The organism is Paenibacillus sp. J22P277 (assembly GCF_059383675.1).
Genome location: NZ_JBXENS010000008.1, coordinates 135,733 through 148,576 on the forward strand (window position 1 = coordinate 135,733; position 12,844 = coordinate 148,576).

Below are 12,844 nucleotides of genomic sequence, written 5' to 3' on the forward strand. Positions count from 1 at the left end.
CAATATCTTTACAAATATCCATTGCCGGACACCTAAACGAACGAGATAGGGGGGATAGCATGAATAGCAGCTGGTTTCGAAAATTGCTACTTTCTTATCTTCCCGTGTTCGTCGTGGTGGTTACGATCTTGTTCGTGGTCTTCTTCTTGTCGCTGAGCGAGCAAAATCGCAAGGAAGCGCTGAAAGCAAACGGATTCCTCGACGAGCAAGCCGTCCGTATCGCGGACAATTCCTTGAAGACGCTCGATTACCAAGTGCTGCGCGATACGCTTTCATCGGCAGAGCTGAAACGGTTCTTTAATACGGACAGCAACGACGTCTACGGCAATATTCAAGCCAACAAGCTGATTGATGACTGGAAGCTCAACTACGCGATCGTCGACTCGGTTTATTTCATCCGGATGAAGGATCGGTTCGTCTTGGGAGACGGTTCGGGGCTGCAGTCGGACTTTCTGGACAATCCCTTCATACGGCCTTATATGGAGCAGCGCACGGCAGCCGGCAAATGGTCGGGCAAGCGAAGCTATCAACCGTATCGGGCATCCGCGCAGACGGACGTCATTTCCTTGGTGCAGGGCTACCCGCATTTTACCTCGCAGAAAAAAGGCTTCGTGGTCATTAACGTCAGCTTGTCGAAGCTGAAGCAGACCATTGCGCCGCTGTACAATCCATCGCTTACGTTTATTCGCATCAGCGACGGACAAGGCAATGGCCTGATGGACGATGAAGCCGTGGCTCCGGGGGAACGAAGCATCCAGTCCCGGTACGTCTCTCCCTATACCGGATGGGTGTTCGAAAGCGGTCCGGCGAACGGAAGCCTGTCTAGGTTTGCGCTCGATTTCTACAGCATTTGGGTCGTCATGGCCGTTGCGGCGGTGGTGCTGGGCATCTTCTGGGTCGTTCACGTGTCGCGCCGCAATTATAAGCCGATCAACCAGCTGGTGTCGTTGATCCGGACAAGCGCTTTGATCAAACCGGATATCGGGCGCTCCGAGGGCAATGAATTCGGGTTTATTCGCGGGGCGCTGGAGCAGATGATGGAGGAAACCACGCGAACGAGGGAGAAGGACAAGGAAACGATCATCCTGCGGAGGAAGCATCGGTTCCAAGAAGCGATCGAAGGCACGGTCCCGATTCGCGAGACGGAATGGCAAACGGATTTGCTTGCGTTCCACGTGAATCCGGCCGGAGCCCGGGCTTTCCTGCTCGAGCTGGAAATCGACCGCTTCGCCCGGTTTACCGCCGAATACCACCATCAAGACCAATCGATGCTGAAATTCGTTCTCGCGCGCGTGACCCAAGAGACGGCCGGTCTCAGCCGCGCTTCCGCCTGGGCGGAATGGGTGTCGGACCGGAGGCTGTCCGCGATCGTGTGGGTGCCCGACGAAGCGGACGGCGCGGAGCTGAGCAAGGCGATCGGCGAGCAGATCGCGGAATGGGTAAACGGCAATTTGAAATTCACCGTCACGCTTGCCGTTCACGGGATGGCCGACAATCTCGAGGAAATCCGGCGCGCGCACGAAATCGCCCGCAATCTGCTGCAATATAAAGCCGTGCTCGGCACGGGAAGGATGCTCGATTCGGCGGAGCTGGACGGAGCCGCCTATCGCGTCCATGATTTTTTCGGGACGATCCATGCCCTGTCGCAGGCGATCCGGCTGGCCGAGAGCGGATGGAAGAGGCATTTGGACGAGCTGTTCGGGCAAATCGCGAATGCCGTCTCGTCCCGGATGGAGATCGAGAGCTTCCTGCAGTTTCTGCAACAACAGCTGAACCGCGCGTTCCTTGAGCTTTCCAAGGATTATCGCAACGTGTGGAAGGAGACGGGCTCCGAGCTGCTGGCGTTGTGGGGGGATTGGGAAACGCTGCCCGAATTGAAGCAGGGCTGCGAGCGCATCTTCGAGGCGGCGACGGGCAAATTGCAGGTTTTGAAAGATTCGCAGCGAACGCGAGCCGTTATTAGCGATATTCGCGCTTACATCGAAACCAATTATCCGAATCCGGAATTGTCGCTCGATCATCTTAGCGAAAAATTCACGATCCATGCCAAGAGCATCAGCAAGCTGTTCAAGGAGGAATGCGGCTGTAATTTCGTCGATTTCCTGATCGGACTTCGGATGGACAAGGCGAAGCAGCTGCTGCTCGCGACGGGCCAATCGCTTCAGGAGATCAGCACGCAGGTCGGGTATTTCAACTATAATTCCTTCAACCGGGCATTCAAGAACGTGGCGGGATTCTCGCCGAGCGATTACCGCAAGCAACAGGCTGCTCGATGATCCTTTTTCCATCAAGCCTTGGATCTGCCGATATACGGCGGACCAAGGTTTTTTTAGGTTTCGGCAAACGCAGCCTTCCTCCTTGCGGATTCACCGCCGCATGAGCTCTTCCGACGGGCGGCGAAAAGCGCGCAACGCGGAAAAACGGGAACTCCGCGAAATTCCCGCCGGCCCGGCGAAGGAAAACGCATCGGAGAAAAATGCGTGATCAAGGAATCTTACGCATTGATACCCGGATTCCATTCGGGCTAGAATCGTTTTATCGAACCAAGCATGGCAAGAAAGCTGACATGGCGGTTTGTCCCTTGGGCGGTCGACGATTCCGAAACGAAGGAGAGATGCGGATGGTACAAACTTGGATCAAACTGAGGCGAAGCTGGGAACTGTATCTCCTTGTGCTTCTTCCGGTGCTTTATCTGCTTGTCTTTCAATACATCCCCATGTTCGGCGTGATCATCGCATTCAAGGATTTCAATGTCATTAAAGGAATTTTGGGCAGCCCGTGGGTAGGCTTCAAGCATTTCGAGGAATTGTTCCGCTCGCCGAACTTCTCGCTGCTCATCCGCAACACCCTCCTGATCAGCTTGTATTCGCTGCTCGCGGGCTTCCCGGTTCCGATCCTGCTGGCGCTGGCGCTGAACGAAATTCGAACCGGCTTCTTCAAACGTTCCGTGCAAATGATCACGTACGCGCCTCATTTTATTTCGACCGTCGTCATGGTGTCCATTATCATCCTGATGCTTTCGCCGCATGTCGGCGTCGTCGATCGGCTGTTCGCGTTCTTCGGATGGTCGGGGACGAACTTCATGGGCGAGCCGAAATTATTCAAGTCCATTTACGTGTGGTCCGGGGTCTGGCAGGAAATGGGGTACGCCTCCATCATCTACATCGCCGCTTTGGCCGGCGTCGATCCTTCCCTCTATGAAGCGGCGCGCATGGACGGCGCGTCCCGCCTGAAGAAAATCATTCATATCGATCTCCCGTCCCTGATTCCGATCGCGGTGACGATGCTGATTCTTAGTTTGGGCAGCGCCATGGCGGTCGGCTTCGAGAAAATCTACCTGATGCAAAATTCGCTTAACCTCAGTACCTCCGAGGTCATCTCGACCTACGTATACAAAGTCGGTCTTCTTGGGGCCAACTTCAGCTTCTCTTCCGCCGTCGGGTTGTTCAATTCCGTCATTAATCTGATGCTGCTCGTCATCGTGAATGCCATCGCGAGAAGAGTTTCGGAAAACAGCTTATGGTAGAAAGGCGGCCGTCCATGCAGACCAACCAAAAAATCAGGGAACCGTTCAGCGACCGCATGCTGCTCCTCGTCATTTATGTCCTGCTCGGCGCGCTCACGCTGACCGTCCTTTATCCGCTGCTTTACATCCTAAGCTCGTCCTTCAGCTCGCCGAACGCCGTCGTGTCCGGCCGCGTGTGGCTGCTTCCCGTCGAGTTCTCGCTTCGAGCCTACAGGTCGATATTTCAAAGCTCCCAGCTGATGCTCGGCTACTATAACAGCATCGTTTATACCGTCGTCGGCACCTTCATTAACGTGGCCTTTACCGTGCTGATGGCGTTTCCGCTGTCGCAGCGGACGATGGCCGGCCGCAAGTACATCATGATTCTCATGATGATCACGCTGTTTTTCAACGGCGGCCTGATTCCCACGTACCTGCTGGTCAAAAACCTGCACATGCTGGACACGCGGTGGGCGCTGTGGCTCCCGGGCGCATTCTCGGTTTTTCAGGTGATCATCGCCAGGACTTTTTTTCAAACCTCGATCCCGATGGAGCTGCAGGAAGCTTCCCAGATTGACGGGTGCCGGGATACGCGTTATCTATGGAGCATCGTATTGCCGCTGTCCAAACCGATTCTCGCCGTCATGACGCTGATGTACGCGGTAGGGCATTGGAACGCTTATTTCGATGCGCTGATTTATCTGAGATCCGAGCATCTGTTTCCCCTGCAATACGTCCTCCGGAATATGCTGATCCTGAACTCGGCCGACCCGGAGATGCTGGCGAATACGGCGCAGAAGCTGCGCGATCAAGGCTTGGAGCAGGTGCTGAAGTACGCGCTCATCGTGGTGGCCTGCGTGCCGGTGCTCGTGATGTATCCGTTCGTGCAGAAGCATTTCGTCAAAGGGGTCATGATCGGTTCCCTGAAGGGCTAGTCGAGAAGCTTGCGGATCGCATGCTGGCTGCGACATTAGCGGTGGAGGTGAGGGGAAGCCGGTTCGAAGCGTATGTCAGGCCAATCAAGCCGGGGGCCGCCCGGGTCTTCATCGAAGCACGGGCAGGCGCCAACCTATCCGATTCAAGGAGGAGTCAGTGCATTGAAAAAATCCGTTTGGGTTTTACTCATGATGGCAGTGATCGGCAGCATGGTCCTTTCCGGTTGCGGCAGCAGCGACGATCAGGAAAATGCCGGCAGCGGGAATCCGCCGGATAAAGCGGCGGAATCGCCGTCCAAGCCGGTCGAGATCGGATTCTTCGCTCCGCAAGGGAAGGCACCGCTCGAAGACAACGACTACACCAAGTACGTGGAACAGAAATTCGGGATCAAGATCAAATGGGACTTGGCGCCGACCGACGCGCTCGTGGACCGCAGGCAGCTGCTGCTCGCGAGCGGCGACTACCCGGAGGTATTCCTGGAAGGCAAATTCACGAATTCGGACCTGATGACCTACGGCAAACAAGGCGTGCTCATCCCGTTGAACGGTCTGATCGACCAATACGCCCCCAATCTGAAAGCGATGATGGACAAGAAGCCGTACTTGAAAGAAGCCATGACGGCTCCGGACGGGAATATCTACGGCATTCCGCGCTTCAACGAATGCTACCACTGCACGTTTTCCCAGAAGTATTGGATCAACGAGGAATGGCTCGACAAGCTTGGCCTCGCCGTCCCGACGACGACGGACGAGCTGTATGACGCGTTGAAGGCGTTCAAAACAAAAGACCCGAACGGCAACGGAAAAGCGGACGAGATCCCGCTCACCGGCGCGCCGAACAAATACGTCTGGAACGGCAACATGGACGCGTTCCTGATGAATGCCTTTATTTACAACGATAACGACAAGTACCTGACCGTCGCGGACGGCAAGGTCGATTTTGCCGCGGACAAGCCGCAGTGGAAGGAAGGCCTGGCTTACATGCACAAGCTGTACAGCGAAGGCTTGATCGACAAAGCGTCCTTCACGCAGAACGACCAGGCCGTCGGGCAACTCGGCAATCGCGAAGGCGACGAGATCGTAGGCTCCGTTACCACGGCGCTCCTGAGCTACTTGGTCAACACGTACGACGACGCGGTCACGCGCCACAAGCATTGGGTCATCGTGCCGCCGCTGAAGGGGCCGGAGGGCGTGCAGCTGGCGGGCATGTCGCAGGGCTTCGGCGAATTCGCCATGGCCGTCACGAATAAAGCGAGCGAGGCACAGCAGATCGCGGCCGTCGAAATCGCCGACTACGCCTATAGCGAAGAAGGCGCGCTGTATAGCGAATACGGCGTCGAAGAGGGCATCGGCTGGAAGAAAGCGGAGGCGGACGAGAAGAACATCGACGGGAAGCCGGCCAAATACAGCTTTGCGAACCTGCAGCCGATCGATCCCAACGTCGTTCGCAACGACAGCTGGTCGCTGCTCGGACCGAAGGATCTGTCGAAGGACTTCCGCGACTTGTTCGCGACGGCGCAGGATCCGCTGACCGGCGCGGGGTACGAGAAACGCCTCGCGGACGCCACGAGCGCGTACGCTCCGTATGCGCCGAAGGAATTTTACCCGTCCAGCGCGTTCGTTCATCCCGAAGACACGGACACGATGGCCCAGCTCGCCACCTCCATTAAAGACTACGTGCAATCCAACATGTCGCAGTTCATAATCGGGGACAAGAGCATCGACAAGGATTGGGATGCCTACGTGAAAGGGTTTGACGGGTTGAATCTGCAGCAGTACGTCCAGATCTATCAGCTCGCGCTCGAGAAAAAATAAATCGGACGAACCGGCCGGCTTGCGCATGAATGGGGGAAGAGGGCTTGCTGCGGGTGAACGAGGCGTCGTATCATGATCTTGATCCCCATTAATTGGGGGAGGGACAACCGGGCCGACATTCAACGTCGAAGGATTCGATCCGGTTGCGAAGCCGGTTAACGGCACATGCGCGGGCAATACCCAATTCAGGTTAGCGGAAAGGCGGATGCCGCAATGAAAGTCGGATTAAGCACGTATAGTTTATTGAATGCGCTCAAGTCGGGGGAAATGACGGTGCTCGACGCCATTGCATGGATTGCCGAGAACGGCGGGGAGCATATGGAGATCGTGCCGTACGGTTTCACGCTCGTCGATAACCCGGAACTGGCCGAGGCCGTGAAGCAAAAGGCGAAGGAAGCCGGCATCCAGCTATCCAACTACTCCATGCCGGCGAATTTCGTGCAGCCGGACGAAGCCGCCTTCGAAGCGGAGATCGTCCGCGTCAAATCGCATGTCGATCTCGTTCGCAGGCTTGGCATGACGCATATGCGCCATGACGTCACGGCGTTTACGATCGAGAAGGAGCAGATGACGATCGCGTGGTTCGAGGAAAGCTTGCCGCTTATCGTCAAGGGAAGCCGCATCATAGCCGATTATGCGGCGGAATACGGCATCACGACGACGATCGAGAATCACGGCTTCAGCGTCCAGGCAAGCGATCGCGTGCAGCGGGTCCTGCAGGCGGTGGACCGCCCGAATTTCCGGACGACGCTCGACATCGGCAATTTCATGTGCGTGGACGAGAATCCAGTCATCGGCGTCATGAAGAACCTGCCTTATGCCTCGTTGGTGCATGTCAAGGATTTCTACTTCCGGCCGTTCGACGAGCCGCCGGGCGGAGGCGACTGGTTCCGCACCAGCAACGGCAACTACCTGCGCGGAGCGATCTTCGGGCACGGCGACATTCCGATTCGCCGCATCGTCAAGCTGATCAAGGATTCGGGGTATGACGGCAACATGACCGTCGAATTCGAAGGGATGGAAGAATGCAAGGCTGCTTCAAGGATCGCCATGGATAATCTCCGTCGCTTGTGGCAGGAGGCCTAATCCCATCGTGTGCCGGGCTGCGGGTCTCCGCACCCGGCACTTCTCGCATTCCATGGAGAAGCGCGCGCCGAGGCGCTGCAGCGCAAGACGATTGCAGGACCTCTGCGACAAATCATCCGGTCATGCGCTTAAGCGCTGCCAGCGGTGCGTCCCGGAGCGGGGACCGCTCGCGGAGACGTCGATCGGCTGTTACGCCAGCGTCTCCCAGCGCTCCCACATTTCGCGCGGGTTGCGTTCGTACACTTCCTGCTCCCGGTATAGGTACGCATGCATGATGAATTCCCGCCGGATCGTCGCGAAGTCGGGATGATACTGCTTGATGAATGCGTTCAATTCCTTCTCCGAATAGCTGCGGCCTTCCTGCAGCTGCTCCGCAAGCGACTCCAGCACGATGCGTTTCTTTTTCAATTGGGCGGGGATATGCTTCAGCTTGCCTTCCGCGGTAAAGAAATTGCGCAGCACGGACGCTCTCAGCCGTTCGTTCTTCTCGTCCATCGGTTCCACCTCCTTTGCAACGGCGTTCGCGGGCTTGGCAAGGAGCGCCTGCAGGGAGCCCTCGTATTGCTTCAGAAAGTACGGGTCCAGCGAAAAATAAATGGCGTTCTTGTCGCGCCGCTCATGAATAAGGCTCACGGCGCGGAGCTTGCCGGCATGGTGCGTGATCGTGGCGGGGGAGAGGTACAGCTTCTCGGCCAGCTCCTGACCGGTCATCTCGCGTTCCGACAGCAGGATCAGCATGCGGATGCGGGTGGGGTCGGCCAGCGCTTTGTGATAATTGACGATCTTGTCGAGCTGCATCATGCGACATTCGTCTCCTTCAACTGATTTAATGAATATCTAATTAGATGATATTCTAATTAGATGCGTAGGTCAAGGGGCATTACCCCAGCAGATGAAAGAGACGCCGATTGCAGCATTCGCGCCGAAACGTTAATAGGGATCCCGCTTGTCTGATGACAACCGGAATCCCTATTCGTTCGACATGCGCCTATTCAATTATTTACCGCTCTCCATTCTAAATGCATCAAACCACATTTTCAGATTTTCGTTTTCGATTGATCGCTTGCGCCTTACGGTCCCCGCGTGTTCCTTGTTTCACGAATCCGCTTGGCTCCTTTCACGGATTAGATTGGAACAGGCTTCGCTGACATTCTCCAATGGACTATCCCCTCTCCGCTAGAAAGTGGACTGCCGATCAACAGTGTCGAAGGCGTCTCCCGAAGGCGAAGCGTTCGTCTTGGAAGCGTTCGTCTTGTTTGATCTGACTTCAGTGTACAGGCGTATTTAAATTTTGTAAATATTCAGAATATTATAAAATCGACCGAATATCCCCGAAATCTTGCCATATCCGCCTGGATGCTCGCCCATATTTACAATTCCTCAATTTGGCGAATGCCGTCGTCTGCTTGCCCTGACCGACAGCCGCGCCGCAACGCGCGGGACGGTACCGGTCACGGCTGCCGCGGCAAGAGGAAGACTTGTGCAGCATGCTCGCGGTGCTCATTTCCAAATTGGTTATTGACAGCGCCATAGTTATAAATTATATTATAACCAACGGTTAGTAACCAGTGGTTATATCAAAAAGGAGCGGATGAATAATGAAGATCGAACGGATTTCCGAGCATGTATGGAGCCTGAGCACCTGGATGATCATTCCGATTCATATCTGGGCGGTCGAGGAAGAGGACGGCATTACGTTGGTGGACGCGGGGATATCGATGATGACGAAGGGAATCGCGGCATTCGTCGAGAAGCAGCTCGGCCGTCCGCTGCGCCGCATCGTGCTGACGCACGGCCATTCCGACCATGTCGGCGCCGTGAAGGGCTTGCTCGAGAAATACCCGGACGTGACCGTGTATGCCCATGCCATTGAAATTCCTTATATGGAAGGCCGCACGGCCTACCCGCGCCGCAAGAAAGCCGCGCAATCCGTGCAGCCCGGATTGGCCAGACCGCTCCCGTTCGCGAACGACGGCAAGCTTGCCCCTATCGGAGGATTGACCGCCCATCTGACGCCTGGTCATTCGCCGGGCCACGTCGTGTATTATCATGAGCAGGACGGCGTCCTGCTGGCAGGAGATTTGTTCACTTCGAAGAAGGGCCGGCTCCGCAAGCCGATGCCGATGTTTACGGCCGACATGGCGGAAGCGCTCAGAAGCAGCGAGATCGTGCGCAAGCTGCGTCCGAAGCGGCTGGAGGTCTGCCACGGGAATGCCGTCTTGAATCCGGCGGATCAGCTCGACGCTTATCAGAAGAGCCAAGGCGGCATCGGCGCGGGCAGCGGCATTTCGTTACAGCGGTAATTGATAGTGACGGTGAAGCTCCAAGGCGAGGTCGGCCATGCGCGTCCGTAATTCAGGGGGAGAGAGAACGTCGAGCTTCGTTCCGAAGCCGATCAGGTAGTAGGGCACGTAGGTGAGGAGCATATCCTCCTCCAGCAGAAAATGCGCCTGCTCCTTCGTCCGTTCGACGAGCGCGTCGCCGAACGGACCCGTCTCGCACAGGGCATTCAGCGTCCCCGGCTGGCCCCGGACGATTACCGTAACGGGCTTATCGCCGTCCGAACCGGTCCACGGCTTCAGGAATCGAAGCAAATAGGCGCGCGCGGAGAAATCCGCCGGCCGGCTGAAGACGCCTTCCGTCGGAGCGGCGGAGAGGATGCGGTCCACGCGAAAGCTGCGGATCTCCAGGCGAAGATGGCAGTGGGCGACGATATACCATTTGCCCTTCCAATGCACGAGACCGTACGGATCGATCTGCCGCCGCTGCGGTTCAAGCCCGACGCCCTTCAGATGCTCGATCAGCATCGTCGCGTTCGCGGCCACGGCATGCTCGAGCTGCTGCAGCAGCGGTTCCATGCCGGCATCGGCGCCGGAGCTGATGACGTCGAAGCCGACCAGATGCCTGTCGATCGCGCTGCGCTGATCCTCGTTCGTATACAGCTTCAGCTTCGCGAGCGCCTGCCGGAGCACGTCGCCGTAGGGATAGCCCGCTTCCCGGGCGAAGACGGCCGCTTGGATAAGCGCCTTTTGTTCCTCCATGTCGAAGAACAGCGGCGATTCTTTGAATTGCGGAAGCAGGCTGTAGCCGCCGTTATGCCCGGAATCCGCCACGATCGGCACGCCGCTGGCGCACAGCGCGTCGATGTAGCGGTATACCGTGCGAATATGCATCTCCAGCGCATCGGCCAGCTGTCTGGCCGTCATGCGCTTGTTTGCTTTGAGCAGCCAGAGGATGGCGAGCATGTTGTCTGCTTTGGACATGGGGCGTACCTCTTTCTTAGGGCGTCGGCATCCTTATTTGGCCGTGAACCCTTCTTTGAACGGATTCAGGAACGATTTCGGAATATCGGTATCGAATCGCGCTAGCTTGCCCGTTGCGGGATGCTTGAACGCCAATACGCGGGCGTGCAGGCCTAACCGGCCGATGGCTCTGGATCTCGAGCCGTATTTCTTGTCGCCGACGATGGGATGGCCGATGTCTTCCATGTGGACGCGGATCTGGTTCTTGCGTCCGGTCTCGAGCGACACTTCCAGCAAGGAGAAATTCGCGTTGCTTTGCAGCACCTTGTAGTGGGTAACGGCATGCTGCGCGTCGGTCGGGTTGTTCGTGGAGTACATTTTCAGCGTCTTGCTCTCCTTGAGGTACGACGAAATCGTGCCCTCCGTTTTCTTTACTTTGCCCTCGACGAGCGCGATGTAGGTGCGTTCCTCGACGCTGTCCTGCCAGGTCGTCTGCAGCTCCTGCTGGGCTTGCTCGTTCTTCGCGAACATCATGACTCCCGAGGTGTCGCGGTCGAGCCGGTGCAGGACGAAGATCCGGCTGCGCGGGTCGGATGCGCGCACATGCGCCGTCAATTGCCGGTAAGCGGTCAGCTCGCTCTCTTGCTCGGAGGCGATGGAGAGGAGACCCGCGTCTTTCACCACGACGATAATGTCGTCGTCCTCGTGAAGAATGGTCAGGCCGATCAGCGGCGGCTTCTCCGCGATGCGTTCCTTGGAGACGGCGACCGTCTGGCCGGGCCGCAGCGCGTAATTGTAGAGCTTGACCGGCTTGCCGTCGACGGCGATCTGCCCGCGGCTCAGCATGGACTTGATGGCATTGCGGCCTTCTCCCGAGACATGCTGAAGCAGGAAGGCAAGCAGCTCGGCCGGTTCTTTCACTTCGTAGGTGCGGGCGGCCGTCTTGGCGGGCACGCGCGATGCGGCAGCGGGTTTGCCGGCGGTCGCTCGGCCGGCGGAGTTGAGCTGCGCGCGGGGACCGCCTTGCGCCGCGGATTTGCCGCGGGCCGCCGGTTTGCCGTTCGGGCCGCCGTTCGCGGGGGCGGGTTTATACGGACGTTTCTTTTCCATGACTCTTATACGCTCCTAAACAATCAATCTGACTCCTACTATACCGAAAGTAGCGATGCCTTACAAACGTTGGCCGCAGCGCGGCCGGTGCCCGTTGCGGGGCTTGGCGCGATTCTCGAGTCCAGCGGCTACGGTTATCGCTATTATGCTTCCAAGCGCCTCATTTTGCTTCATTTCAGTCGTATAACGGCCTTCGTGTCCTCGTACTTCCACGAAAAAAGAAAAACCCCCATCCCGCCGAAAAAGCGGAGATGAAGGTTCTGCAGCCGACGGCCGATTAGATTTGCACGCCTTGCTTCTTGTACACCTCGGGGAAATGGTCGCCGACGAGCAGTTCGCCCGGCTGCACGTTCACGTACGAGAGCATGGCATGCTCGCCGATCGGCTCGTAGCGCGTATGACCCGGCATGTAATGAACGGCGATGGCGCGGCGCTTCATGTCGGAACGGTTATGCGGGCTGCCGTGCCAGGTAAGGCAGTGATGGTAGCCGACCTGCCCTTTCTTGATTTCGAACGGCACCGCCTCGACGTTGGCGTTGTTCGGCAGCATTTCCGGCTGCTTGTGGAACGGCTTGAAGTCTTTCGTGCTCGATAGGTAGCGCTGGTGGTTGCCCCACTTGTGGCTGCCCGGCACCATCCACATGCAGCCGTTCTCGATGACGGCATCGTCGAGCGCGACCCATGCGCTGACGAGATCGGCCGGCTGGATGATCGGCCAGAGCGGATGGTCCTGATGCCAGGCCGTCGGTCCGCCCGTCACCGGCGGTTTGTATTGGATCTGGTCATGCCAGATGCGCAGCGAATTCGTATGCGAGAGCTGCGCGACTTCCTCGCAGATCCGCGCGTTGCCCGCATGCTGCAGGTAGAGGTCGCTCGCCATCCAAATATTGACGATTTGCACGACCCGCTCGCTCGCGATCATTTTCATGTTGTCGTACGGGGAATCCGACTCCAGCATATTGCGGTTCAGCACCGGCTTATTTACCGTTTCGCCGTTCATGACCTTGTCGAGCTCCTCGCGCAGCGCCTCCACTTCCGCGTCGTTCAGAACGACGTCGCCTTTCAAAAAACCGTTGTTTTCAAATTCGGCCAATTGTGCTTGACTTAACATAGCAGCATTCCTCCCTGAGCGTTCGTTATCGCTGATTTCG

General features: G+C 57.3%; 10 protein-coding genes. 6 read left to right on the forward strand and 4 right to left on the reverse strand.

All coding sequences use genetic code 11. From position 1 onward, the window contains the following. The first annotated feature begins 59 nt into the window (after nt 1–59). From AC50YL_RS27460 to AC50YL_RS27480, 5 genes are all read left to right on the forward strand, one after another. The gene (locus AC50YL_RS27460) at nt 60–2,276 is read left to right on the forward strand and encodes a helix-turn-helix domain-containing protein (protein ID WP_494836188.1); all 2,217 of its coding nucleotides are present in this window, start codon (nt 60–62) and stop codon (nt 2,274–2,276) included. A 344-nt stretch (nt 2,277–2,620) separates the two neighbouring features. Continuing rightward, nucleotides 2,621–3,526, forward strand: a complete 906-nt coding sequence (locus AC50YL_RS27465) for an ABC transporter permease (protein ID WP_494836189.1) — start codon at nt 2,621–2,623, stop codon at nt 3,524–3,526. 14 nt (nt 3,527–3,540) lie between these two features. Beyond that, nucleotides 3,541–4,440 (forward strand): carbohydrate ABC transporter permease, encoded by a 900-nt coding sequence (locus tag AC50YL_RS27470; protein ID WP_494836190.1) that lies wholly within the window; start codon nt 3,541–3,543, stop codon nt 4,438–4,440. Nucleotides 4,441–4,602: 162 nt separating this feature from the next. Continuing rightward, complete coding sequence (locus tag AC50YL_RS27475; RefSeq protein ID WP_494836191.1) at nt 4,603–6,255, forward strand: type 2 periplasmic-binding domain-containing protein; 1,653 nt, start codon at nt 4,603–4,605, stop codon at nt 6,253–6,255. 213 nt (nt 6,256–6,468) lie between these two features. Continuing rightward, nucleotides 6,469–7,341, forward strand: coding sequence for a sugar phosphate isomerase/epimerase family protein (locus tag AC50YL_RS27480; protein ID WP_494836192.1), 873 nt, complete (start codon nt 6,469–6,471; stop codon nt 7,339–7,341). A 189-nt stretch (nt 7,342–7,530) separates the two neighbouring features. Here AC50YL_RS27480 and AC50YL_RS27485 read toward each other — a convergent pair whose 3' ends face one another. After that, complete coding sequence (locus AC50YL_RS27485; RefSeq protein ID WP_494836722.1) at nt 7,531–8,139, reverse strand: DUF2087 domain-containing protein; 609 nt, start codon at nt 8,137–8,139, stop codon at nt 7,531–7,533. 800 nt (nt 8,140–8,939) lie between these two features. Here AC50YL_RS27485 and AC50YL_RS27490 point away from each other — a divergent pair. Then, a complete protein-coding gene (locus AC50YL_RS27490; RefSeq protein ID WP_494836193.1) occupies nt 8,940–9,644 on the forward strand; it encodes an MBL fold metallo-hydrolase in 705 nt (234 codons plus the stop codon). Here the strand turns inward: AC50YL_RS27490 and AC50YL_RS27495 are convergent. The 3 genes from AC50YL_RS27495 to AC50YL_RS27505 form a co-directional block, all read right to left on the reverse strand. Beyond that, on the reverse strand, nt 9,633–10,604 hold the full coding sequence (locus AC50YL_RS27495; protein WP_494836194.1) for a helix-turn-helix transcriptional regulator: 972 nt from the start codon (nt 10,602–10,604) through the stop codon (nt 9,633–9,635). The two genes, AC50YL_RS27490 and AC50YL_RS27495, sit on opposite strands and share 12 nt — an antisense overlap. 33 nt (nt 10,605–10,637) lie before the next feature. Then, nucleotides 10,638–11,693, reverse strand: a complete 1,056-nt coding sequence (locus tag AC50YL_RS27500) for an RluA family pseudouridine synthase (protein WP_494836195.1) — start codon at nt 11,691–11,693, stop codon at nt 10,638–10,640. A gap of 277 nt (nt 11,694–11,970) precedes the next feature. Next, on the reverse strand, nt 11,971–12,804 hold the full coding sequence (locus AC50YL_RS27505) for a phytanoyl-CoA dioxygenase family protein (protein ID WP_494836196.1): 834 nt from the start codon (nt 12,802–12,804) through the stop codon (nt 11,971–11,973). Between the last annotated feature and the right edge of the window lie 40 nt (nt 12,805–12,844).